23 protein-coding genes are annotated in these 23,661 nt (G+C 36.4%); 19 read left to right on the top strand and 4 right to left on the bottom strand.

What is annotated here, in order from left to right:
- Positions 1 to 200: 200 nt before the first annotated feature.
- Positions 201 to 728, bottom strand: coding sequence for a hypothetical protein (locus JR050_RS02325; RefSeq protein WP_204201906.1), 528 nt, complete (start codon positions 726 to 728; stop codon positions 201 to 203).
- Between the two features lie 181 nt (positions 729 to 909).
- Between JR050_RS02325 and JR050_RS02320 the strand changes: the two genes are divergently transcribed.
- Genes JR050_RS02320 through JR050_RS02310 form a run of 3 tightly spaced genes read left to right on the top strand, consistent with a single transcriptional unit; the run spans position 910 to position 4,218 of the window.
- Positions 910 to 2,115, top strand: coding sequence for an alanyl-tRNA editing protein (locus JR050_RS02320; RefSeq protein WP_204201905.1), 1,206 nt, complete (start codon positions 910 to 912; stop codon positions 2,113 to 2,115).
- Positions 2,115 to 2,573, top strand: coding sequence for an SRPBCC family protein (locus JR050_RS02315; protein WP_204201904.1), 459 nt, complete (start codon positions 2,115 to 2,117; stop codon positions 2,571 to 2,573). Before JR050_RS02320 ends, JR050_RS02315 begins: the two co-directional genes overlap by 1 nt.
- 13 nt (positions 2,574 to 2,586) lie before the next feature.
- Positions 2,587 to 4,218 carry a collagenase gene (locus tag JR050_RS02310; RefSeq protein ID WP_204201903.1) on the top strand — a complete coding sequence of 544 codons (1,632 nt, stop codon included), beginning with the start codon at positions 2,587 to 2,589 and terminating at the stop codon, positions 4,216 to 4,218.
- Positions 4,219 to 4,719: 501 nt separating this feature from the next.
- Here JR050_RS02310 and JR050_RS02305 read toward each other — a convergent pair.
- The gene (locus tag JR050_RS02305) at positions 4,720 to 5,493 is read right to left on the bottom strand and encodes an AraC family transcriptional regulator (protein WP_204201902.1); all 774 of its coding nucleotides are present in this window, start codon (positions 5,491 to 5,493) and stop codon (positions 4,720 to 4,722) included.
- Positions 5,494 to 5,608: 115 nt separating this feature from the next.
- Between JR050_RS02305 and JR050_RS02300 the strand changes: the two genes are divergently transcribed.
- The 7 genes from JR050_RS02300 (at position 5,609) to JR050_RS20455 (ending at position 15,237) form a co-directional block, all read left to right on the top strand.
- A complete protein-coding gene (locus JR050_RS02300) occupies positions 5,609 to 6,874 on the top strand; it encodes an extracellular solute-binding protein (protein ID WP_204201901.1) in 1,266 nt (421 codons plus the stop codon).
- A gap of 489 nt (positions 6,875 to 7,363) precedes the next feature.
- Positions 7,364 to 8,581 (top strand): carbohydrate ABC transporter permease, encoded by a 1,218-nt coding sequence (locus tag JR050_RS02295; RefSeq protein WP_204201900.1) that lies wholly within the window; start codon positions 7,364 to 7,366, stop codon positions 8,579 to 8,581.
- 16 nt (positions 8,582 to 8,597) lie between these two features.
- Complete coding sequence (locus JR050_RS02290; RefSeq protein WP_204201899.1) at positions 8,598 to 9,431, top strand: carbohydrate ABC transporter permease; 834 nt, start codon at positions 8,598 to 8,600, stop codon at positions 9,429 to 9,431.
- Positions 9,432 to 9,502: 71 nt separating this feature from the next.
- Positions 9,503 to 11,794 (top strand): glycoside hydrolase family 65 protein, encoded by a 2,292-nt coding sequence (locus JR050_RS02285; RefSeq protein WP_239454056.1) that lies wholly within the window; start codon positions 9,503 to 9,505, stop codon positions 11,792 to 11,794.
- Positions 11,795 to 12,454 carry a beta-phosphoglucomutase gene (pgmB, locus tag JR050_RS20170; protein WP_239454050.1) on the top strand — a complete coding sequence of 220 codons (660 nt, stop codon included), beginning with the start codon at positions 11,795 to 11,797 and terminating at the stop codon, positions 12,452 to 12,454.
- Positions 12,455 to 12,847: 393 nt separating this feature from the next.
- Positions 12,848 to 14,989 carry a PAS domain S-box protein gene (locus JR050_RS02280; protein WP_204201898.1) on the top strand — a complete coding sequence of 714 codons (2,142 nt, stop codon included), beginning with the start codon at positions 12,848 to 12,850 and terminating at the stop codon, positions 14,987 to 14,989.
- A gap of 116 nt (positions 14,990 to 15,105) precedes the next feature.
- Complete coding sequence (locus JR050_RS20455; RefSeq protein WP_283244040.1) at positions 15,106 to 15,237, top strand: hypothetical protein; 132 nt, start codon at positions 15,106 to 15,108, stop codon at positions 15,235 to 15,237.
- 201 nt (positions 15,238 to 15,438) lie between these two features.
- On the opposite strand, the gene JR050_RS02275 is transcribed toward JR050_RS20455, so the two are convergent.
- Positions 15,439 to 15,675, bottom strand: a complete 237-nt coding sequence (locus tag JR050_RS02275; protein WP_204201897.1) for a helix-turn-helix domain-containing protein — start codon at positions 15,673 to 15,675, stop codon at positions 15,439 to 15,441.
- Between the two features lie 182 nt (positions 15,676 to 15,857).
- Here JR050_RS02275 and JR050_RS02270 point away from each other — a divergent pair, with 182 nt between their 5' ends.
- The 6 genes from JR050_RS02270 (at position 15,858) to JR050_RS02245 (ending at position 20,793) form a co-directional block, all read left to right on the top strand.
- Entirely contained in the window at positions 15,858 to 16,370 is a 513-nt protein-coding gene (locus JR050_RS02270; RefSeq protein ID WP_204201896.1) for a DUF3231 family protein, read from the top strand.
- A 262-nt stretch (positions 16,371 to 16,632) separates the two neighbouring features.
- Complete coding sequence (locus tag JR050_RS02265; protein ID WP_204201895.1) at positions 16,633 to 17,427, top strand: TIGR00266 family protein; 795 nt, start codon at positions 16,633 to 16,635, stop codon at positions 17,425 to 17,427.
- Between the two features lie 292 nt (positions 17,428 to 17,719).
- A complete protein-coding gene (locus JR050_RS02260; protein ID WP_239454041.1) occupies positions 17,720 to 18,118 on the top strand; it encodes a sporulation protein in 399 nt (132 codons plus the stop codon).
- Positions 18,119 to 18,128: 10 nt separating this feature from the next.
- The gene (locus JR050_RS02255; RefSeq protein WP_204201894.1) at positions 18,129 to 18,410 is read left to right on the top strand and encodes a YkvA family protein; all 282 of its coding nucleotides are present in this window, start codon (positions 18,129 to 18,131) and stop codon (positions 18,408 to 18,410) included.
- 20 nt (positions 18,411 to 18,430) lie between these two features.
- Positions 18,431 to 19,252: a nucleotidyltransferase domain-containing protein gene (locus JR050_RS02250; RefSeq protein ID WP_204201893.1), complete on the top strand. Its 822-nt coding sequence runs from the start codon at positions 18,431 to 18,433 to the stop codon at positions 19,250 to 19,252.
- A 206-nt stretch (positions 19,253 to 19,458) separates the two neighbouring features.
- On the top strand, positions 19,459 to 20,793 hold the full coding sequence (locus JR050_RS02245; protein WP_204201892.1) for a polysaccharide biosynthesis protein: 1,335 nt from the start codon (positions 19,459 to 19,461) through the stop codon (positions 20,791 to 20,793).
- 324 nt (positions 20,794 to 21,117) lie between these two features.
- Here the strand turns inward: JR050_RS02245 and JR050_RS02240 are convergent, their stop codons facing one another.
- Complete coding sequence (locus tag JR050_RS02240; protein ID WP_204201891.1) at positions 21,118 to 21,945, bottom strand: aldo/keto reductase; 828 nt, start codon at positions 21,943 to 21,945, stop codon at positions 21,118 to 21,120.
- Positions 21,946 to 22,101: 156 nt separating this feature from the next.
- On the opposite strand from JR050_RS02240, the gene JR050_RS02235 reads away from it, so the two are divergent.
- The 3 genes from JR050_RS02235 to pyrH all read left to right on the top strand — a co-directional run bounded on the left by JR050_RS02235 (position 22,102) and on the right by pyrH (position 23,542).
- A complete protein-coding gene (locus JR050_RS02235; protein ID WP_204201890.1) occupies positions 22,102 to 22,269 on the top strand; it encodes a hypothetical protein in 168 nt (55 codons plus the stop codon).
- A gap of 3 nt (positions 22,270 to 22,272) precedes the next feature.
- A complete protein-coding gene (locus JR050_RS02230) occupies positions 22,273 to 22,614 on the top strand; it encodes a redoxin domain-containing protein (protein ID WP_204201889.1) in 342 nt (113 codons plus the stop codon).
- A gap of 193 nt (positions 22,615 to 22,807) precedes the next feature.
- Positions 22,808 to 23,542, top strand: coding sequence for a UMP kinase (gene pyrH, locus JR050_RS02225; protein WP_204201888.1), 735 nt, complete (start codon positions 22,808 to 22,810; stop codon positions 23,540 to 23,542).
- The last annotated feature ends 119 nt before the right edge of the window (positions 23,543 to 23,661 follow it).

The raw sequence follows: 23,661 nt of genomic DNA, 5'->3' as shown, positions 1-23,661 counted from the left end.
TGTATGAAGAATAGTTTGACGGGTTTTCCGTACAAATTATACACTCGTAGTGATAGTTCTCTAACAAAATTCAATAAAGATATTATTTTGATACTTCTAACAGTCTTCACAGTAGATTTATCAATACAAACGTCGCACAAAATGCAGCACAAACTTTTGAATAAGCATCTCAGGTGCAAAAATTCGTCATTTTCACACTATTATTCTTTTTTTTCAATAAGCTCTGTTACAACCTCTTTCTTCTCACCATTTCCAACTTCCGTTACTTCAAAATAATCCTTAGAACGATAGCCGTTTACTTCAATGTCTAAATCATGAAAAAGTCTATGTAAATATAAAACTATCTTCTTATCTGTTTCTCCATCAGCAACAAGTTTAGAAAGTTCTTGTATAGCTGTGAAATCAGACTGAAGTTTCGGGCTTAGTTCTGTGTTTGATAAAAAGTCAATAATTCCAGATGCATTTTCCTTTTGCTTCTTCCACTGTAAAGACTCGATTTCTCCCCAGCCAGTTGTCTCATTAAAAAAATCGTGTTGATTGGATATAAACTCCTTTTCTGCTGAGCTAATAGTTGGTTCTGTCTTAACATTACTTTTCGGTTTCTGAATTGGTCTTTTATCTTCTTGATTAAAAACAGGTAAAACATCATCATTTTGAATAATAATGAAGCCACTAGTGATTACTAAAAGAATTAACCCAAGAAGTGCATATACCATCCATTTCTTCATCGTATCACTCCCATATTTCTCTCACTTGTATTTTTATTAGGTATTTACTGGGAATATCCTTTAAAATTTGATAAGAAACTTGAGCCCGGTTCAAAAAAAAGGGAAAATCAAGTAAAATATGTACTGACTTATGAAGTTGAACGACATACAAAAAAGAATATACGTTAGGAGAATAAGATTCATGACTACTAAATTGTATTATGAAGATGCATATCAACGATCATTCTCAAGTAACATCGTAAAACAAGAACAAGACAACAACGGTAATTTGTATATTACGTTAGAAGAAACAGCCTTTTATCCAACTGGTGGGGGACAACCTTATGACAAAGGGACATTAAATGGAGTGACAGTTCTGGGTGTTGAAGAAGTGGATGGGGAAATTCGTCATTATGTAGATAGAGTATTAGAAGGTAACAAAGTGGATGGTGTCATCGATTGGGAGCGCCGATTTGATCATATGCAGCAGCATGCAGGTCAGCATATATTATCGGCAGCCTTCGTCGAGCAATACGGATTTGAAACGGTAAGCTTTCACTTAGGTCAAGAAACATTGACAATTGATATTCAAACAGAGCAGCTAACTGAGGAGCAAGCCTCCATAGTCGAAGATTTGGCAAATCAAATAATACTTGAAAATCGCCTGATCGAAACAAAGTGGGTAACAGAGGAAGAGGCATTGCAGTATCCACTGCGAAAAAAGCTGGCTGTAACCGATGACGTCCGTCTAGTCATTATTCCTAATTTTGATTATAACGGCTGTGGGGGTACTCATCCAAACGCAACTGGACAAGTTAGTGCTATTAAGATAGTAGGATGGGAAAAGCAAAAGAAAAATACAAGAGTAGAGTTTGTTTGTGGATACCGAGTATTAAAACAGCTGAAAAACAAAAATAAAGTAGTAACTGAAGTAGGGAGGCTTTTAAGTGCTCCAGAGCTAGAAGTGACAGCAACTGTTAAGCGACTATTAGATCAAGGAAAAGCAATGGAAAAAACAATAGATGACCTGCGTGATCAACTTCTACAATTTGAAGCACAGACCCTTATAAACAATGCAAAGGACGGTTACGTTTCGGAAGTGCTACAAAATCGAACGATGCAGGAGCTGCAAAAGTTAGCGCGAATTGTGACGGGCCTTGATGAACGTATTGTAACGATTTTCGTAACTGAAAACAGTGATAAACAACAAATTGTTGTTGCACGTGGAAAATCTACTTCAGGGAGTATGAAAACTCTTATCAACGACATTTTACCATCGATTAATGGAAAAGGTGGAGGAAATGATTTGATGGCACAAGGCGGCGGGGAAGTAGGAAACACTTCAAACGAACAATTACTTGAATTTGCAGTTCAAAAGGCGAAATCTCTAGTGGTAGGTATAAGCTAATGCCAACTATTTATCATGAAATTTTGATAAAGGCTAAGGTTACGACATGCTTTGATTTATGTCGAGACATTAATGTCCACTCACAAACAGTTGCTCATACAAAAGAAAGAATCGTGAGCAGGCATTCTTCACCATTATTAGAAAAAGGAGACATTGTAACCTTTGAAGCCGTTCACTTTGGTGTGAGACAAAGACTTACAGCAAAAGTGACACAAATGGAGAGGCCATATTCCTTTACTGATGAAATGTTAAAGGGTGCCTTTAAATCACTCTTTCATACACACGAATTCAAGGAGGTAAGAGAAGGAACGTTAATGATTGACAAACTAGTTTTTGAGTCACCCCTAGGTGTACTTGGAATCATCGCCAATAACTTGTTTTTAGAGAGATATATGGAAAGATTTATTGCGACAAGAGCAAGAGAACTCAAGAAAATTGCTGAAGGTCAACTTAAATGATAGGGGGAATGACATGGCCTTTATTAAATCATTAGTTTTCATTTTGTTGGTTGTACCCTTTGTGTCAGTTATGATTTTTATATTAAGTATACATACAAATGAAGAAACATTTACCTTGATTTATTCTGCTTTTATCCTACTAAATTTAGTGTTATTAGTGTTAGGTATTATTGGTTCGGGTAAATCCTTTACGTATGTTCTTTCAACAAAGTTGAGGAATACATTAGCAATCACGACATCTATTATATTGATAATGGTTGCATCTATCATTCTATTTTCTAATTTTGTTATTTATGGAGCAGAACGAGTGAGAAGTGGGACAGATTCAGTTCAACTAAGTAAAAGTGAAAAAGTAGAATGGTACAAAAGTATTTATAATAAAGTAACAAATCAACAATATGACTTGGAACATCTAGAAGCGAGAAATGTTGATCACATAACATTCTATTATGAGAAGAACTTTAACCCCGATGAAGTTATTAAGCTAACATTAGAGACAATCCAAGAGTATGAGAATGACCTAGATGCTCTCTTTCCAGAAAATAAAGCAATGCCAGTAAAGTTTATCCTATACAATGATTATAATAAGTTCGCTTCAAACTATGATGAGTTGAGGGATGGGAAGGTAGGTGGATTTTATGATCCTAGTAATCAGACCATTCATTTCGAAGTCCCACACGATCCAGAATTTGATTTGAACGAAATTAAGGGTACAGTCATCCATGAATACGTACATCATATGTATCAATCTTATAAAAAAGAGAACGGGCTCCGAGGTGTTGAGCCGATATGGTTTATTGAAGGAATTGCAGCATATGTTGAAAAGAAGTATACCATGACATATTCAGAAGAATTTATGGGCGTAGAATTCGTTAGTTTTACAAAATTAGATGCAGTCAGAGAATGGGATGAACACTTACAAGTTGAATTCTCACCATACTTACAAAGTTATTTATTGATCAATTATATAATTGAAAACCATGGTTCTGATGTAGTTTCTACCATCCTATTAAAATCAGATAACATCTCTTTTGATGAGGCGCTTGAAGATACGCTAGGGTCACCAATTGAGGTGTATGAAAGTCAATTTTTAGAGGAACTAAGAAAAGTAGAGTCAATTATAGATTCTTTCCCAAAACTAATTTACCAAGAAAATAAGCCAGAGAAAGCATTAGAATCGTTAACTGAAGTCATACGAATAGCACCAAATCATCATCTAGCCAATCATAATATCGCAAATATTTACCAAGAACTTGGTGAATATGAAAAAGCACTTGAATATAGAGAGAAAGTAGTAATACTTGACCCTGAGCATTCTCCTTCCTATTCTTATTTAGCCGAAACTCTTCTTTTCATTGATATCAATAAGGCGCTTGAAGCAGAGATTACAGGCTATGAGTATGCCGAAAAGGATCCTTATAGTAACCTAAGTTATAATGAAGATAGAGTAAAGAACCTAGAATATATTCATGAAAATATTGAAAATGGAAATCCTTTCAGAGGCTATGTGTCACTATTAAAAGAGGGTAATAGTTGGATGTTTAATGAACTCAATAAAACAGATTTAATCAAGAAAGTATTAGATGAATACCCAAACATTCAAACAAAGGAACGAGATCAACTAGTGGATTTACTTAATGAATAAAGATAGTTGAAATTCACTTAATCTAATTACCTTTTAATTTTAGGCTCTTTTCGTAAAGATTGTTGCTATTTGGATAGCTCTGTTAAAACATTGAGTTGATTGGAGCGGAAGGCACTCGACTCCTGCGGGAGATAGAGGGAATCGTGAGACCCCGCAGGCGAGCCGAGGAGGCTCACGTCCCTCCCCGCGGAAAGCGTGTGCCTGAAGCGGAAATCAACGGACCTAAAATAAATTCTTTTTTTGTAAGAATAGCAACAAAGTATGCGAAAACAGCCTAATTTTAAGATAGTATGTGAGATACAATGGTTTGACATATTTGACATATCTCAATGCTTGTTCGAAAAAACAACAATCTATGCGAAAACAACCTGAATGTAAAAAAAACGTGACTTCAGACAACAATCTGATTCACGCTTTTTTGTATAGCTTATCAGAATTTATATCCAAAATTCTGATCGCATAAGAAAGACTAAGCTATCACCTACGTCCAAGAACTTGGCGCTAGCCAAGTCTTTCTAGTGCCGAATTCTTAACACTACTATCTCTTTTAAATTGCTTCGGTGTAATCCCTATATATTTCTTAAATAGTGTAGTGTAATAGCTTTGATTACAATAGCCAAGCAACAGAGAAATATCTAGGAGAGTGGCCCCCGTATGGAGCAAGAAATACTTCGATTCTTCTATTTTCTTTCTGTTTATATATTCTTTAATGGATACTCCAACTCTCTCGCGAAATAAAGTGGAAAGGTAGCTGGGACTTACTTTTATTTCTTCTGCTATGCCTTCTAAAGTCAATGGTTGAAAAATGTTTTGATGGATATATGCTATAGCACGATCTATGATCTCATTTTGAAAAGGTTTTTGGCCATAATCGATAATTGCCTGTATAAAAGATTGAACCATTTCATATTCTACTTGATGTAGAGTTTGTGAATCTTGCACCTTTTCAATATGCCGAATTAATACATCACTTAAATCATAGGCAGTTTCAGGTGCTACACCTGCTTTTATTGTTTCACGTGTAAGTAGGGTACATAAACAAATAAGCGAATTTCTTAATGAACGTAAGGGTTCATATGCGAGTCTAGCACGATCTAATTTATTGATTTCATCGAGAATTTGCTTCGCCATATTTAGATCTGCGCTTCGAACCCAATGTAATAATTCCTGTTCAAGTTGGTAGGAAGGGTGTACGAAAAAGGATTCTTCTTTTTCGAGCTTGGCTTGGGTAAATTGTTTAATTAATTCTTGTTGAATCGACGATAGTCGTTGCATGTGAAATTCTCCCTATAACGAAATAGTATATTTTTAATAAAAATCATATATTATTAATATAATTATAACCTGTAAGCACTTACAATTCAATTAAGAAACCTAAGGGGGTAATACGATGAAAAGTTTGAAGTCTAAGTTTTTATCATTAACACTAATGTCTTCTTTATTACTGGCAGGTTGTGCTGGTGGGAATGAAGATAATGCGAAAGAAAATGAAGATAAAGGTACTGACAAAGCAGCTACAGAACAAGTAGTTATTAAGTTTGGTGCACAAAATGACAGTACACCTGCAACACAAGCTCTAATTGATGGATTTAACGAAAGTCAAGATAAGTATAAGGTAGAGTGGGAAGCGTTAACAAATGACTCTGCTCAAATGCACGATCAATTACTTAACTCACTATCCAGTGGTTCTAGTGATTATGATGTAATCTCAATGGACGTTGTATGGGCTGGTGAATTTGCTGGGGCTGGTTTCTTAGAGCCAATTGATACTCGACTTGCAGAAGCTGGATTAAAGAAAGATCAATTCAATGCTGGATCTATGGCATCTGGTAATTTCAAAGGAAAGCAATACACACTTCCTTTCTTCCCAGATTTAGGTTTACTATACTATCGTAAAGATATTGTAAGCTCTGAAGATGCTGCTAAGTTAGATAGCGGAGAATACACGTATGATGATTTATATACAATGGCTGAAAAGTATACAGGTCAAGCTAATACAAAATTCGGATTCTTATATCAGTCTAAGCAATATGAAGGTCTAACAGTTAACGTAACAGAATTTTCTAAGTCATATTCAGATGTAAAATCAGGCTTAGAAACAATGTATAAGTTTACGAACGCACCATTCTCACCTAAAGATATCTTAAACTTTATGGAAGGTGAAACAGCTACGAACTTTACTCAAGGAAACGCTGTGTTTGCTCGTAACTGGCCATATCAATTTGGTATGATTAAGTCTCAAGAAGAAGGCGTAACAGTAAAAGTTGATCAAGTGGGTATTGCTCCACTTCCAAACGGTGGTTCTGTTGGTGGATGGTTACTAGGAGTTAACAAAAACTCTGAAAACCTAGATGGCGCATGGGAATTCATTCAGTATGCTGCAGGTGAAAAAGGACAAAAAATCATGTCTACACAAGGTGGATACTTACCTGGATTCAATGCTTTATTAGAAGATGAAGAGGTAAAAGCTACAAATGAAATGCTTTCTTACCCTGGATTCCAAAAAGCATTATCAACAACAATTGCACGTCCAGTTTCTCCTGAGTACAACAAAGTGTCTGACACAATCCAAGTTCAAGCACACAAGTATTTAAGCTCAGGTAGTGGTTTAGAAGAAGCTGCAACTGCCATTACAGATGCAGGTAAGACGGAGTAGAAAACCATAAGGGATGAGCCCTTTGAAACTCCTTATGACTTCTGTTCATAAGGAGTTTCTTTTTATTAGGCTCTGTTAAAGTACAGTGTTGATTTTTAGTTATGTTGGCTGTAGTAGAACGTGCAGAAATTGAAAGTTTCTACGAAAATCACCATTTTTGTTTAACAGAGCCGCTTACGAAACTACTTCTTTGAATAAGGCTCTTTTTGTAAAGATTGTTGCTATTTGGATAGATCTGTTAAAACATTGAGTTGATTGGAGCTGAAGGCACTCGACTCCTGTGGGAGATAGAGGGAATCGTGAGACCCCGCAGGCGAAGCCGAGGAGGCTCACGTCCCTCCCCGCGGAAAGCGTGTGCCTGAAGCGGAAATCAACGGACCTAAAATAAATTCTTTTTTTGTAAAAATAGCAAGTATGCGAAAACAGCCTTGAATAATAATCGAATATCTATGAATACTTCAGTAATTTTTAAAAGGAGAGGGTGAAACTATGCAACAAAAAATGGGTTTCTCAGGCTGGTTATATATCCTGCCAACACTATTATTAATAGGAATTTTTTCATTATGGCCGGTAGTTCAATCTATCACGTATTCATTCTTCGATTATCGATTAAATGACCAACAAAAGGCTGGTCTCTATTTAAATGAACGATTTAATACAGATTTATTTAATGAGACAGCATTATACGTTGGTCTATTCTTAGATGAAGAGCTTGTAAATATAACAGATAGTGATGACCAAGCTAACGTTCAAAAGATGATAGAACAAGTAAATAATGTTGCAGCAAATTATAAAGAACAAAACGGTGTTATTACCATCTCTGAGGAAGAGAAAGAAGATATTAATAAGCTATACAAAGATTCAAAAGCTCTTTATGAAAAATTAGCAAGTACCTATACACTTACACATGAAGAAAATCTACCTTTACTCATCGATGATTTTAACAACTCTGTTATTTCATCGAACTGGATTGGACTTAAGGCATACAAAACTGTACTTGGTGATGAGAGGATAAGAATTGCATTAGTAAACACAGTAATATTCACTGTATTTTCAGTTGCATTGGAACTAGTACTTGGTTTAGGCCTCGCGATGGTTTTAAACAAAGCAATCTTCGGTCAAGGATTAGTCAGAACAACTTCATTAGTGCCGTGGGCAATACCAACTGCAGTTGCTGCCTTAATGTGGAGTTATTTATATGACGGAAGCAGCGGAATAGTGGCTCACTTCTTTGAGATAATAGGAATTGTCGATCAATCACAAGACTTATTATTGAGTGCAAGTGGTGCAATGATGGCAACCATTTTAGCAGATGTTTGGAAAACTACTCCTTATATGGCCTTATTACTTTTAGCTGGTCTGCAAAATATTCCAAGTTCCTTATATGAAGCAGCTTCAATTGACGGAGCCACAAAGGTACAAAGCTTTTTTAGAGTGACATTACCTTTGCTAAAAACGTCGATATTAGTAGCATTATTGTTCCGTACTCTAGATGCATTCCGTGTGTTTGATTTAATTTATGTATTAACAGGTGGAGGCCCGGGTGGATCAACGGAGACGATGTCTATTTACGCCTACAAGACAATGTTCGGGCAAACAAACTTTGGATATGGTTCAGTCGTCGTGATGTTAATGTTCGTTTGTGTGGCGTTCATCGCGATTGTATTCGTCAGATTATTAGGAACGAACCTACTAGATCGTAGCTAAAGGGGGGAGATTTACGATGAAATCATCAAAAAATAAATTATGGATATCCTTTGGAATTATTGTTGTGCTGTATTTATTTATAATGGTGTTTCCGTTCTTTTGGGTATTTATTACATCCTTTAAAACAAGTGGTGAAATTTTTGGTGCTGGTGCCTTTAAAGTCATTCCAGAAAACCCAACACTACAAAATTATATAACAATCTTATTTGAGAAAAATATATTGCGATCTATTATGAATAGTTTAATTGTAGCTACTACGACAACTATATATGTCATCATTGTCGCCACATTTTGTGCATATGCCATTTCTCGTTTTACGTTCAGAGGGAAGAGTGTACTGCTTGGATTAATTTTAGCTGTATCAATGTTTCCACAAATGATTATTACAGGACCTGTTTATAATCTATTTTATGATTTAGGGTTATTAAATAGCTATGCAATCGTCCTGCCCTACTCTACGATTACATTGCCAATGGCAGTGTGGATATTAGTGACTCACTTTAATCAAATTCCACTTGCTTTAGAAGAATCAGCGAAAATCGATGGTGCAACTCGTTTTCAAACGCTGTATAAGATTGTTTTTCCTTTAGCAGCTCCAGGAGTATTTACGACTGCAATCATTACGTTTATCGCTGCATGGAATGAATTTTTATTAACCGTTACTTTAAATTCGAATGCGTCGTATCATACTGTACCAGTAGCAATCTCATTCTTGCGTACACAGTTTACGATTCTATGGGGTGAGGTAGCAGCAGCAACAGCTATCGTAACAATTCCAACATTAATCGTTGTTCTTGTTTTCCAAAAGCAAATTGTATCGGGATTAACTTCTGGTGGAGTAAAAGAATAACATCATCCCGGCACGCTTTTTAGGTTAACCCCAGAAAGCGTGCTGAGTTATTACGAAGGAGTGAGCGCATCATGACATGGACAATTCATTCAAAATCAACGGAACTAGACACGTTACTATTGGAAGAGAGCTTGTTTTTTAACGGTAATGGCTATATCGGTATAAGAGGGAACTTTGAAGAAGGACTTCAGAATGGTACACGAACCATTCGTGGGACATATTTAAATGCTTTTCATGACATAGTCGATATTCATTATGGTGAGAAGTTATATGCCTTTCCAGAAACTCAGCAAAAATTATTAAATGTAATAGATACTCAAACCATTCAAATTTATATTGGAGAAGAGGAAGAGAAGTTTTCTTTATGGGAAGGTGAAGTAATCTCCTATGACAGATACCTTCATCTAGATAAAGGTGTTACAGAACGTCACATTCATTGGAAATCTCCAAAGGGTAAGGAAGTAAAACTAGTATTCAAGAGACTTGTTTCATTTACAGAACGAGAGGTTTTCATACAATACATAAGTTTAATTCCAGTGACACCAGCATTGCCGGTAAAAATAATGACATCTTTAAATGGAGATGTTGAAAACTTTACCGATCCTACTGATCCACGTGTAGCGAGTGGACATGCAAAACGACTTAGTGTCACGGATGTTAGGCTAATAGACGAGGCTGCTTATGTTGAAGTTGAAACCTATACATCAGGTTTAAAGGCTGCGGCACTTTCCACCGTAACAGTTCATAATAATGATTCTTCTATTTCAAATGAAGTGGAGAAAAACGGAGTTACAACAACCATTTCATTCATTTTGAATGGAGAAACTTCTGTTGAAAAGAGAACGTTTTTCGCTGATACACTTCGATATGAAAACATTCATTCTACATTAGTGAATAGTAACGATAAGCTATCGAAAATTCCGTTTGAACACCTTTGTCATAATCAGAAAAATTATTTAGACCGCTTCTGGGAAAATACAGATGTTACGATACATGGAGAAACAAGCTTGCAAGAAGGAATTAGATTTAACTTGTACCACTTATTGCAGTCAGCAGGACAAGATGGTGTGTCCAATATCGCGGCCAAAGGACTATCCGGGGAAGGATATGAAGGTCATTATTTCTGGGATACAGAAATTTATTTGCTTCCAATGTTCACCATGACAAATCCAGAGCTTGCCAAAAAGCTACTGTTATACCGCTATTCGATATTAGATGGAGCTCGTGATCGAGCAAAGGAAATGGGGCATAAAAAAGGTGCGTTATATCCTTGGAGAACCATTGCGGGATCCGAAAGCTCAGCTTACTTTCCAGCAGGAACTGCTCAGTATCATATTAGCGCTGATATTGCACATAGCTATATTCAATATTACCTAGCGACCGGTGACGTTGAATTTATAAAAGAAGCGGGGGCAGAGGTGTTAATTGAAACAGCTCGATTATGGCTAGAAACAGGTCATTATCAAAATGGTCAATTTAGGATTGATACGGTAACAGGACCTGATGAATATACATGTATTGTGAATAACAACTATTATACAAATGCGATGGCTAAGCAAAATTTACTATGGGCGGTAAAAGCAGCTAAGTTAATTAAGGAAAAAGCTCCTGAAAAATGGGGTTCATTGAAGGACCGAATACAATTTGAAGATGAAGAGCTAAACGAATTCAATCGTGCTGCGGAGAATATGCTTCTGCTAGTTGATGAAAGTTTCGGGATTAATCCACAGGATGATACGTTTTTACAAAAGGCAGTGTGGGATTTCGAAGGTACTCCAGAGGAGCATTATCCGCTTCTTCTGCATTACCATCCTCTTACATTGTATCGTTACCAAGTTTGTAAACAGGCAGATACTGTTCTTGCTCATTTCTTACTAGAGGACGAGCAATCTGATGAGATCATGAAAAATTCCTATGATTACTATGAGAAAATTACGACACATGATTCGTCATTGTCATCATGTGTGTTCAGTATGATGGGAGCACGTGTAGGTTATCTCGATAAAGCATATGACTACTTTATTGAAACGGCCAGGTTAGACTTAGACAATACTCATGGTAATACGAAGGATGGACTCCATATGGCAAATATGGGTGGAACGTGGATGGCAATTACCGCAGGCTTTGCCGGAATGCGAGTGAAGGAAGATGGACTAGTATTCCGTCCACAAATACCTAAGCAGTGGAAAGGCTATTCCTTCCGTGTCCAATATCATAACAATCTCATTCATATTGAAGTGAACAACGAACATATTCAGTTTTCATTAATTTCTGGTCAAGAACTTATGGTGAAGGTTTGGAATCAGGAAGTTGCGATTACACATGAAAAACCTATAAAAGTTCCGTTGAAAAGAGGTGTCTAAATGATAAAGGCATTCATTTTTGATCTAGATGGAGTCATTACAGACACTGCTGAATATCATTATTTGGCATGGAAGGCTCTTGCTGAAGAAATCGGTATCACATTTGATCGTGAATTTAACGAGAAGCTTAAAGGTGTCGGAAGAATGGATTCACTAGAGAGAATATTAGAACTAGGGAAAACACAACATGATTTCACCTTAGGAGAAAAAGAACAACTTGCAACGAAGAAAAATGATCATTACAAACAACTGATCACCAACATTACACATGAGGATATATTACCGGGAATTGAAGAACTTTTAAAAGAAATCAAGAAAAACGGATATTTACTTGGCTTAGCTTCTGCTAGTAAAAACGCCCCTGAAGTTCTTCGTTCTTTAGGTTTGTATGAGCAGTTTGATTGCATTGCTGATGCAGCGGCAGTAGAAAAAAGTAAACCGGCACCAGATATCTTTTTATTAGCAGCAAGTATGTTAAAGGTCGAGCCATCTCAATGTATTGGTATTGAAGATGCGGAAAGTGGCATAGAAGCTATTCACAGTGCAGGCATGTTTGCTGTAGGTGTAGGAGATGAAGAAAGCCTAAAAAGTGCAGACTATTATGTATCTAACACAACAGAGCTTTCACTTGAAAACATATTGAATGCTAGGAAGAGCTAAGAAAAAGGGTTGAATTCAGAGAGTGAATTCAACCCTTTTTACTATGTAGGTTTAATAAAGATTTCTTTTTTTAAGAAGTTTTTATAAGACAAACATTAGGAAATAGGTAAAACTATTAATATACTTAAAAAAATTGCAGAAAAAGGTAAAAATGAGTAAAATAATAGTATTATACGTCTTTCTAATATTTATATATTCCTAAGACACAAGGACGGGTAAAATGCCAAAATAATAGTAGGTCAATTTGCCCTGCTTTATGTTGGTGGTTTTTGTAACATTTAAGGTGCTTTAGAAAAGGTTAATGTTACCCCTTATTAGGAAGTAATGGCGCAGACATAATCTATCAAACAACATCCACTATTCTCTTATAAAGGTAAAAGAGAGGGGAAGACCATGCAATCGAAATACGTCGACCATTTAAGAGATGCCTTTTTTGTCTTAGACAAAAATTGGTGCTTTGCCTATTTAAACAATGAAGCAGAAAATTTGTTGCAAAAAAATAAAAAAGAACTACTAGGTACATTGGTTTGGAGTGAGTTTGAGGAAGCGGTAAACTCTTCTTTCTTTGCCAACTATCACAAAGCATTACACGAAAGAATTACAGTTGAGTTTCAGGAGTATTATTCACCATTAAAAACTTGGTTTGATGTAAGGGCCTATCCGGTTGAGGAAGGACTTGCGGTTCACTTTCGTGATGTAAACGAGTCGAAAAAGCTTCTTGCGGAAAGTAGGGAGCATTATAGATCATTGTTTGATCAAAATCCAGACGCAGTGTTTTCATTTGATTTAGAGGGAAACTATCTATCACTTAATAATAGTTTTGAACGATTACTTGGCTATTCGAGGGATGAGTATTTACAAATGGATTTTACTCCTCTTGTCATTCCTGAGCATTCAGAGAAAACACAAATTCATTTTGAAAAGGCTGCTAAAGGAGTACCACAAACATATGAAGTGACTTGTCTACGTAAAGATGGAAGTCTCGTTCATGTAAATGTAACGAATGTACCGATTGTTGTTGATGGTCAAATTGTAGGAGTATACGGAATTGCCAAGGATATTTCTAAAAGGAAGCAAGCTGAAATTGATCTGAAAGTAACGGAAGCAAGTTTGCGTTCAGCACTTCGAGTCGCAAAATTAGGGAGCTGGGAGTGGCATTTGGAAAGCGACAAGCTAATATGGTCTGATGAGATGGTAAAGCTTGTAGGATGGGATGTAGATCCCCAAACATTAACCTATCAGCAATTTTTACGAATTGTTCACCCTTTAGATCGGGAAAAGATTAACAAAAACCTTGAGGTTGCGATAACGAATCAACAATTTAATCTTCACTTTCGAATTATGAAGCCAGACGGTCAAATTCGGTTTGTAGAATCAAATGGGGAAGCATTGTTTGATGAAGATGGATATCCAATAAAAATTATTGGTACGTCTCAGGATATTACGGAACGTACGATAGAGCAAGAAAGCTTGAGAAGAAGCGAAGAACTATATGAATTAATTACAACGAATTCTCAAGATATCATTATGTACATCACGCTTGGCGGAAACATTCGCTATGTGTCTCCAGCAGTGGAGAAAATTCTAGGATACAAACCTGAAAGTCTAAATGGTTTTTCAATCAAGGAATTGATTCATCCTGAGGAGCTAGAAGAGGTACTTAATTTAAATCTCGTATTGACGGATGTTTTTACAGGACGTTTTCTCCATAGAGAGGGACATTACGTATGGATAGAAACGTCTATAAAGGTAATACGCAATACGAATGGAACGATTGATAAGATATTAGCAATCGGACGTGATATAACGGAGCGCATCACTGCAAAGGAATTAATGGTGAAATCTGAGAAGCTAAACCTGGCAGGTCAATTGGCAGCTGGAATAGCACATGAAATTAGAAATCCATTAACTGCTATAAAAGGCTTCCTACAGTTAATGGAACAAGGTCATACTCTTCGAAGAGAATACTTTAACATTGTCGGTTCAGAACTTACGAGAATCGAGTTTATTCTGAATGAGTTACTTCTATTAGCTAAGCCGACCGTATTAAAATTTGAACGTAGAGAAGTTACATCGATTTTATCCCAAGTCGCAACGTTACTTGAAACAGAGGCAATCTTAAAAAATGTAGAAGTAAGAACAAATTTACTAGAAGAAGTATATATCAACTGTGATGAAAACCAACTAAAACAAGTGTTTATTAATTTTGTGAAAAATGCAATTGAAGCAATGCCGCATGGAGGAAATGTTTACATTGAAGCGAAGCGGGACAATGATTATGTGACAATTATGTTCAAGGATGAAGGATGCGGTATCCCTGAAGACAAATTAAAGCTTATCGGACAGCCATTTTATACAACAAAGGAAAAAGGAACCGGCTTGGGACTTGCAGTGAGCTACAGCATTATTGAAAACCACAAAGGAGAAATTTTCTTTGAAAGCACAGTGAACAAGGGGACAACCATATTTGTCAAGCTACCATTGTTTGGTCATGGATCGATGAATATAAAAGAAGAAGTCGCTACTTTGCATTAGTAATCCTAAAAAAACGTAAGATGACCCCCACAGAGAGAATAAGAGAAGCGAAATATGTATTAACATGTTGTTTCTTGGGGTAGAAAACCTCAGTGATTCTCTTGAGGAGGGATTTAATGGGCCTACTTGCAAAGGATATTGATTTATTACTAGAAGCCACTATTGATTTAGAAGAAGAGTTTGAATACGAATTTTTACTAGAAGATATTGATATAGATTTATTACTTGCAAATACAGAGAATTGGTAAAGCTAGGGCAAAGCGTCTAGCTTTTTTCTTTTTACAGTTTAAGAAAGAATAAAATTTTGAGTGTATCCTTATGTATTTGTGTATTTTTAATCTAGCTCCAGCACCCAGCCCGCCTGAGGTCAATTAACCCTTTTCTTCTCTCCGGAACATTTGCTGTGCCTGAAGATAAACGGGGCGCTTACGCTTTTTGTTCAGCACCCGTTATATAAACGGTTTCATTCCTTTTCCAAATTCTTCAACAATAAAAGTTATGTAGTTAATTTGATCATCATCCAGCTTAAATTTTGATTTGACTTTCTGTTCAAGATCTTCTGTAATTCTCCTTTTGCCTAACTCCACTAGAGCGATTAAAGAATAGCTGCAATTAATGGCCTTTGCAAATTCACGTTGTGTCATATTAAAGTGAGTACGTATTGATTTAAGTTTTTCTTTCTCCATTTTAATATACCACCCCGAATAAAATAGTTACTATTAGAATAAAGGAAATTTATAGTAATTGAAACAATAATAAGGAAAAATTTTTGTCAAAAAAATGAACGTAACAGAAGTTAAACATAGTACATACTAAAGGAGAAATGGCTCATAAATGCTATTTCAGATCATTAAAAAGGGGTGTAGTCATGGGCATATTAAGCGGAAATCCTCAAAATGAACCTATGCATTTTGGTGAAGTTCATGGTGTTTGGAGCTACCTAGCTGGAACAAAAGCGATGACTGCAGGTTATCAAGTTTATCTTAATCATTCAGGTGATAAAGACTTAAGAAAAATCATTGAAGATATGATTGATACTATGAAGGATGAAACAGAGCAATTAGAAGTGATATTAAAGGCAAACGGGATTGCTTTACCACCAGCACCTCCTGAACGCTCAGAAGCAAACTTAGAAGAAATCCCTCCGGGTGCAAGAATTAATGATCCTGAAGTTAGTGCTGCGATTTCAGCAGATATTGCAGCAGGTTTAATTATGTGTAGTCAACAAATGGCACAATCAGTTCGTGAAGATATAGCGACGATGTTCGGTCAATTCCATACAGTGAAAGCACAATATGGATTAAAGGTATTACGATTAAATAAAGAAAAAGGCTGGTTAGTGCCACCGCCATTGCATGTAAAAGTACCAGAGCTAGTGTAACGGATTGAACGAGGATCTCCTCGTTCTTTTTTTCATTTGTCTCTGTTGATTTTCGCGTAAGGTACTCCTTTCCTTTTTGCTACGGGTGCCTTCGTAGCTATACTCCTTCATGAGTCTTGCACCGTCCACTACAAATCGTCATACAGCTAAAAATCAACAATGTACTTTAACAGAAGACAAATTTTTTTACATAAATCTGAAACCATTTTTAAAGCAAAGCGTATAGTTACTATCAACTTAATTAAGAAGGTAGGAAAAGGATATGAAAAACGCGCATGAGATTGAATTTAAGCTTCATGGAGATGATATGCAATTTGTAGAAATAGAGTTAGATCCAGGTGAGAGTGCGGTTGCTGAAGCTGGTGGCATGATGGTGATGGAAGATGGAATTGAGATGGAAACGGTGTTTGGAGATGGATCTTCTTCTCAAAGTAAGGGCTTACTAGGAAAGCTAGTAGGTGCTGGAAAGCGTTTAGTCACAGGAGAAAGTTTATTCATGACCGTTTTTACAAATAATGGTGTAGGAAAAAAACACGTATCCTTTGCAGCTCCATATCCAGGTAAAATCATTCCTGTAGATTTGAGTGAGTTGAATGGAAAAGTGATCTGTCAAAAGGATGCTTTTCTTTGTGCAGCGAAGGGTGTTTCTGTTGGAGTGGAGTTTCAACGTAAATTAGGTACAGGTTTCTTTGGTGGAGAAGGTTTTATTATGCAAAAGCTTGAAGGTGACGGTCTTGCATTTTTACATGCTGGTGGCACGATTCAACGTCGAGACTTGCAGCCAGGGGAAAAGCTTCGTATCGATACTGGCTGCTTAGTAGCGATGACAAGAGATGTTGATTATAATATTGAATTTGTAGGCAAAGTAAAAACAGCATTCTTCGGTGGCGAAGGGTTATTCTTCGCGACTGTTCAAGGTCCAGGGACAGTATGGATTCAATCTTTACCCTTCAGTCGATTGGCTGACCGTATTTTTGCTAGTGCACCGAAAAATGGTGGATCAACAGGTGAAGGTAGTATATTAGGTGGCATTGGTAACATTTTAAACGGTGATTAAAAATGAATTGACAGAATAATTAAGTCATTTTACAATATCTACAAGTAAATTAAATATTCCTAAAGGGGAGTAGCTTTAACAGCAAAGTCGTCAACACAGGGTTTAAACCCTCGGCTATGCTTGGCAACGAATAAGTTGTTAGCGAGACCTTTACCAGCATAGGTAGAGGTATGATATATGTGGCCTTTACCTATTGGTAAAGGTCTATTTATTTTAAATTTGATATGAAACCTTTCAGCTTAAAGAACGTAACAATAGTAAATAGATAAATGAATCAATAGGGGGCGCATAGATGTTATTAAGAAAATACATGTCGTTACTAGGCATAGGGTCTGCAAAAGTAGACTTAGTCCTTGAAAGAGAGGATGTTCGACTTGGTGACTCCATTAGAGGTCATTTCTCGATTAATGGTGGTACTGTAGAACAACAAATAAAAAGAATTGAATGTGATTTAATTAAAATAGATGTAACGAATGAGACAGAGGAAGTTGTGGATTCGAGCACGATTTTATCAGAATCATGTATTGAATCGGAGGATTGCAAATACATTCCGTTTTCATTTTATATTTCTCCATCACTTACTCCAACAGGTCAAGGAATTAGCTATCGCTTTAAAACAAGACTGGTTTTCCAAGAAGGCGTGACGAGTTTGGATCAAGATTTAATTAAGTTATTACCTAAGGCTGACTAGGAGGATTACAATGTTGAAACTGTTCAAACGACTTCGCTTTATTTTAAAGTTTTGGCGGTTCCTTCCGTTTCTCTTGGATTACTTCATATCAAAAGAAGTTAATTTAAAAGAAAAGTTACTATCTATTGCACTTATTGCTGGTTATTTCATCATGCCACTAGACATTATTCCGGATTTTTTATCATTCTTTGGTGTTCTTGACGATATTATGGTTGCATCATTTGTTCTTCAAAGAATTGTCAGAAAGGCTCCTTCCAGCCTAAAGGAGAAGCATGGATTAGATAAGGATTAAGAAATGAGGCTTAGACAATAATGAAAAACGTAATTAGAAGAAATGGATTAAACAGCTTGCCAACGGAAGTACAACCACTATTAACGGAATATATACATCATATTAAACAAATCTTTGGTGAGAAGCTTATCGGAGTATATTTATTTGGTTCCATTGCACTTGATGCTTTCGACTCTAACAGTGATATTGATTTTGTAACGGTTATTTCGTCACCTATGACAGATATAGAAGAAACGGTAATAAATGAGATTCATCGAAGCCTCCACAAAATGTATCCATCATTAACGATGGATGGTGGTTATGTTGGAACAGAGGAGTTATTGAGAATTGGAGAGGTTGAGAGCATTCATCCAATGATTAATGGAATAGAACTTTTACAAGGATCTATATTAAATCCAGTAACAGGTTGGATTCTCCAAAACCATGGGATTATAGTGATTGGGTCAGATGTATTGATAGGAAGAATCAATGTAACGACAGATCAGTTAGTTCATTATGTAAATGTAAATATGAAAAACTATTGGAAACCGCGTTTTGAATATGTAAAAGCTATTCCATTGGAACAGACGAATACACGTGAAATTGATGAAGAAATTGAATGGTTCTTATTAGGAATTTCAAGACAATTTTATACTCTACGTGAGGGTGGTATTATTTCAAAGGTCGCTTCGGGGTACTACATGACACAACACTTCCCAAAGCATGCGACTATTTTGAATGAAGCTATCCGTATACGTTCTAAAAGTGAAGAGAAATCGTATTATGAATCAGAACAAGAAAGATTTCATGCTGCCATCCGTTTTATAGAGGATGTCTTAACGGCGACATGTGGAAATAAATAAATTGTTTTTTATGTATGAAGGATCTCATACCTGGACATAAATAATGAAGTAAGGTATTCCCCCTTATTATATATTTTTGTTGCTCACCATTTATGGTGGGCTATTTTTTTTGTCTTCAATCCCTTTTAAAAAAGTTATATAGATAATCTGTGCACTTGTCTCATATGTATATATTATAAATTTTTTGAAGGACAAGGAGATACTTCATGAGTAGATTTTTGAAAGGGTTAATCTTTTTAATAGTTGCTGCCTTTATAGGGGAATGTGTTGAGTTTTTGGTGAATCTCGTATTAGCTAAACAATTAGGAGAACATGGCATGGGCTTGTATATGACAATTTTACCTTCTATTTTTTTAGTTGTCATTATTGCCAGTTTAGAACTGCCTATCTCAATCTCGAAGTTTATAGCAGAAAAAGAAGAACGCTATCATCGTAGTATGATGAAGCACACGATAAAATTTTCGCTTAAAATGATGTTTATTTTCACTTTAGTGGCAGTTTTTATTTTGCCAAATATGCCGGTATTCGATCATTATCATCCGTTGGTGAAATGGTTGGCCCTTTTACTCATTCCGATTATCTCGATATCCTCACTTGCCCGTGGCTATTTTATGGGTAAACAAGATATGAGTAAAATTGCGTTTGCTAACTTTTTAAGAAAAGTAGCACAGCTCATCTTACTTGTCATTCTTTATCAATTATTCTCATTCGAGTTGGATTTGGCGATCCTGATTGCTATAGGTACGTTAATTGGTAGTGAACTTGTCGTATTTATTTATCTAATGCATGCCTTTTTCATTCAGTGGCAAGTAGTGAAGCAAGGAAGATATACAGTCTTAACTGGTAAAGAGGTAAGGAAGAATTTATTAGCCGTCTCCATTCCGACTACAGGAATGAGATTATTCCATGCAATTACTCATGCGGTTCAACCTTTTTTAATTAAGGAAGCTTTACTCCGTTCAGGTGTTCCAGAAGGCATGGCGACAGAACAGTTTGGATTAATGGCGGGGGTTGCAATGAGTATTGGTTTTTTTCCGGCTTTCATTGCACATTCATTACTTATTGCGTTAATTCCAACAGTATCAGAAGCCTATGAAAAGAAGCAGTTTGAACGACTTCAAAAAATCTTGCAGCAAGTTATTTTCATTACAGCACTGTACGGAATTCCAGCTGTTACATTGTTTTATTTTTTTGCAGAACCATTAACTCACATTTTCTTTAAGTCATCATCGGCGACTTTGTATTTACAAATATTGTGGCCGTACTTCTTGCTACATTTCTTCACCATTCCTATGCAGGCATATTTAATAGGATTAGGGTTAGTGAAGGATGCGTTTTACCATTCTGTTTGGTCAACAATTACTTCCTACTCACTAATGTTTTTACTAGGTTCAACACACCTGCAGATGCAAGGAGTAATCATTGGGATGAATTTCGGTGCAATACTAATTACATTGATGCATTATTTGACGATTTGTCAAAAGATTGGAATATCATTCTGGTTAAAAGAACCAGTTAAAAGATTAAAAACAAAAACCTGATTAGCAAGAGCTCATCAGGTTTTTAATTGCAGTTTAAGAATGTAGAAGATTTTGAGTTTATCTTATGTATTTATGTATTCTCAAACCAGCCAGGGTACCCACACCGCCTGAGGCTAAGTGGGGTACCCTGCTCTGAGCAGTTAGTTTTCTATTTTAGAAATTGGCTCTATAAAACAATAATGTTGATTTCCGTAGAAGGCACTCGCTTTCCTTGGTGCTACGGGAGCCTCCGTCGCTATGCTCCTGCATGAGTCTCACCTGTCCCGCTTCTCCCGCAGGAGTCTCGCACCTTCCACTACAATCAACGATGTAATTTAACAGAGCCTAGAAATTAAAATTGTCCGGGTCTGGTCCAATACGCTCATTTTTATTTAAGCTCGAAATCTCGTTCATTTCCATAGCTGATAGCTCAAAATCAAAAATGCTGGCATTTTCAATGATTCGATTTTCTTTTATAGACTTAGGGATAGTCACTACTTCATTTTGTAAGTCCCAGCGTAAAATAATTTGGGCAGGTGATTTTTTATGTTGCTTTGCAATTTTTACAATTGTAGGCTCGTTTAAAAGTTCACCCTGCTTTAATGGAGACCATGCTTCAAGTTGAATTCCTTCCTTTTTACAAAAAGCCTGCAACTCTTCTTGCGTTAAATGTGGATGATATTCTACTTGATTCACCATAGGCTTAATTTCAGCATGACTTAGCAAGTCTTCTAAATGATGAACTTGGAAGTTGCTCACCCCAATTGCACGGACCTTTCCATCTTTATAAAGCTTTTCTAGCGCTTTCCATGTGTCATTATATTTCCCTTTTACAGGCCAGTGAATTAAATATAAGTCTAGATAATCTAACCCAAGCTTAGAAAGACTTGTTTCAAATGCTTGTAGTGTAGTTTCATAGCCCTGATCAGCATTCCATACCTTCGTAGTAATAAATAGTTCCTCGCGTGGTACGTCAGCTTCTTTAATAGCCTGACCAACACCTTCTTCGTTTTGATAAACTGCAGCTGTATCAATACTACGATACCCATTTTTAATGGCTGCTTTAACTGAAGAAACGACTTCTTCACCTTCTTGCACTTTGAATACACCTAGTCCAAACCAAGGCATTTTTACACCGTTATGTAAAGTGGTTGTGTCTGTTAAACTTTTCATATGATTCCTCCAACTTTAGCAAATTTTTACCAAGTCATTATCTCACATACTTAGGGAATTTATGAGTAATATGCTTAAAGGGAAAGATTGAAAATTAGTAAATATATCTTGAATCTAGTATAATGAACTGATGTTTAATAGAAAGGGTGACGATGTTTGAAAAGAGCCATTTACTTAATGATGGGACTTTTTCTGTTATTTTTGGCCGGATGCGGTAATGAAACAGCAGAGGAGCCAATGACCTTAAAAAATCAAGAAGGAGAAGAGGTTACACTTCCAACAGGTAAGCCAGTATTATTCTTCTTCATGACAACCTACACCTGAACATTGTGTCAACAGCAACTAGTTCAGTTGCATGAAAATATTGACCAGTTTAACGAGTTAGGTGTTGAAATGTATATAGTAAGTGCGGACGGACCGGCTCAGCAAAAGGAATTATATACAGCGATTCATGAGCGATATGGTTTTAGTCTTCCGTTTCTATCAGACCCTGATTTAACATTAATAGAAAAAATGGATATGGAAAATAATGACATTGCTTATCGTGGATATGGATTATTAGATGGAAACGGCAAGGTGGTATTCTCTACTATTAATGACCATTGGGGAGAAGAGTTAGATAAAACGTTAGGAGAAGTTCAGAAAGAATTAAACAAGTTAAAGAAGTAATGACTTTGTAAGGAAACTCTGTTAGAGTTGATACATATAGTAAAGAGATAATAAAACATTTTTTAGGAAAGGGGAGTGCAAGCGGATGAAGAATGTATTTCATGTTATTCATTCGATTCCTACTTTTCCTTTTCAGAGCATTGGCTTTTAGCCTTTGCTCTTTTATTTTGTCCAAATAAGGGGGAGAACAGTGTTGGTGAGATACAAACGAGTTTTATTAAAGTTAAGTGGGGGAGCACTTGCTAATCAAAATGGAGATAACTTTGATCCAATAAGACTATCACATGTAGCAGACGAGGTTTTATCCATTGTGAATATGGGGGTAGAGGTAGCAATCGTAGTTGGCGGTGGAAATATATTCAGAGGAAAGCTTGCAGAAATGTGGGGAATCGACAGGGTTGAGGCAGATAATATTGGAACACTTGGTACAATCATTAACAGTCTCATGCTTCGTGGTGTTCTAAAAAGCAAGACCGAAAAAGAAATTCGAGTTATGACATCTGTACCATTCCATTCCGTTGCCGAACCATACATTAGACTTCGTGCTGTTCACCATCTTGAAAAGGGTTACGTCGTAATATTTGCTGGAGGAAATGGTCAACCATTTGTCACGACCGACTATCCAAGTGTACAAAGAGCACTTGAAACAGATTGTGAAGCAATCCTAGTCGCCAAACAAGGAGTCGACGGTGTATACACAAGTGACCCTAAACAAGACATACATGCGAAAATGTACAGAAACCTCAACTATCAAGATGTAGTGGCTAATAACATACAAGTCATGGACCAATCTGCCCTCCTACTAGCACGTGATTACAACCTACCAGTCCATGTATTCAACTTTGATGAACCCGGTGTAATGAAACGAGTTTGCGAAGGCGGCCATGTCGGCACACTCGTAAGCCACCAGCAGTCTGTCATACTATAACAATATTATTCGACAAAATTCGGGTGGTGCCTGGCACCACTCGAATTTTCGTTGTTGGAATTTTGTAACAATTGGAAGTGGAATAAAACTGGAAAAGGGATATTATAGAGGTAGATAGA

The sequence above is a fragment of the Bacillus suaedaesalsae genome (assembly GCF_016890225.1).
Classification (GTDB): Bacteria; Bacillota; Bacilli; order Bacillales; family SA4; genus Bacillus_BS; species Bacillus_BS suaedaesalsae.
Note: the sequence above shows the minus strand (reverse complement) of the source record. Positions and strands in the feature narration are given on the sequence as shown.

Coding starts and splice junctions, on each gene's coding strand:
- JR050_RS02325 (WP_204201906.1), bottom strand. CDS start 728: ATGAAGAAATGGATGGTATATGCACTTCTTGGGTTAATTCTTTTAGTA.
- JR050_RS02320 (WP_204201905.1), top strand. CDS start 910: ATGACTACTAAATTGTATTATGAAGATGCATATCAACGATCATTCTCA.
- JR050_RS02315 (WP_204201904.1), top strand. CDS start 2,115: ATGCCAACTATTTATCATGAAATTTTGATAAAGGCTAAGGTTACGACA.
- JR050_RS02310 (WP_204201903.1), top strand. CDS start 2,587: ATGGCCTTTATTAAATCATTAGTTTTCATTTTGTTGGTTGTACCCTTT.
- JR050_RS02305 (WP_204201902.1), bottom strand. CDS start 5,493: ATGCAACGACTATCGTCGATTCAACAAGAATTAATTAAACAATTTACC.
- JR050_RS02300 (WP_204201901.1), top strand. CDS start 5,609: ATGAAAAGTTTGAAGTCTAAGTTTTTATCATTAACACTAATGTCTTCT.
- JR050_RS02295 (WP_204201900.1), top strand. CDS start 7,364: ATGCAACAAAAAATGGGTTTCTCAGGCTGGTTATATATCCTGCCAACA.
- JR050_RS02290 (WP_204201899.1), top strand. CDS start 8,598: ATGAAATCATCAAAAAATAAATTATGGATATCCTTTGGAATTATTGTT.
- JR050_RS02285 (WP_239454056.1), top strand. CDS start 9,503: ATGACATGGACAATTCATTCAAAATCAACGGAACTAGACACGTTACTA.
- pgmB (WP_239454050.1), top strand. CDS start 11,795: ATGATAAAGGCATTCATTTTTGATCTAGATGGAGTCATTACAGACACT.
- JR050_RS02280 (WP_204201898.1), top strand. CDS start 12,848: ATGCAATCGAAATACGTCGACCATTTAAGAGATGCCTTTTTTGTCTTA.
- JR050_RS20455 (WP_283244040.1), top strand. CDS start 15,106: ATGGGCCTACTTGCAAAGGATATTGATTTATTACTAGAAGCCACTATT.
- JR050_RS02275 (WP_204201897.1), bottom strand. CDS start 15,675: ATGGAGAAAGAAAAACTTAAATCAATACGTACTCACTTTAATATGACA.
- JR050_RS02270 (WP_204201896.1), top strand. CDS start 15,858: ATGGGCATATTAAGCGGAAATCCTCAAAATGAACCTATGCATTTTGGT.
- JR050_RS02265 (WP_204201895.1), top strand. CDS start 16,633: ATGAAAAACGCGCATGAGATTGAATTTAAGCTTCATGGAGATGATATG.
- JR050_RS02260 (WP_239454041.1), top strand. CDS start 17,720: ATGTTATTAAGAAAATACATGTCGTTACTAGGCATAGGGTCTGCAAAA.
- JR050_RS02255 (WP_204201894.1), top strand. CDS start 18,129: ATGTTGAAACTGTTCAAACGACTTCGCTTTATTTTAAAGTTTTGGCGG.
- JR050_RS02250 (WP_204201893.1), top strand. CDS start 18,431: ATGAAAAACGTAATTAGAAGAAATGGATTAAACAGCTTGCCAACGGAA.
- JR050_RS02245 (WP_204201892.1), top strand. CDS start 19,459: ATGAGTAGATTTTTGAAAGGGTTAATCTTTTTAATAGTTGCTGCCTTT.
- JR050_RS02240 (WP_204201891.1), bottom strand. CDS start 21,945: ATGAAAAGTTTAACAGACACAACCACTTTACATAACGGTGTAAAAATG.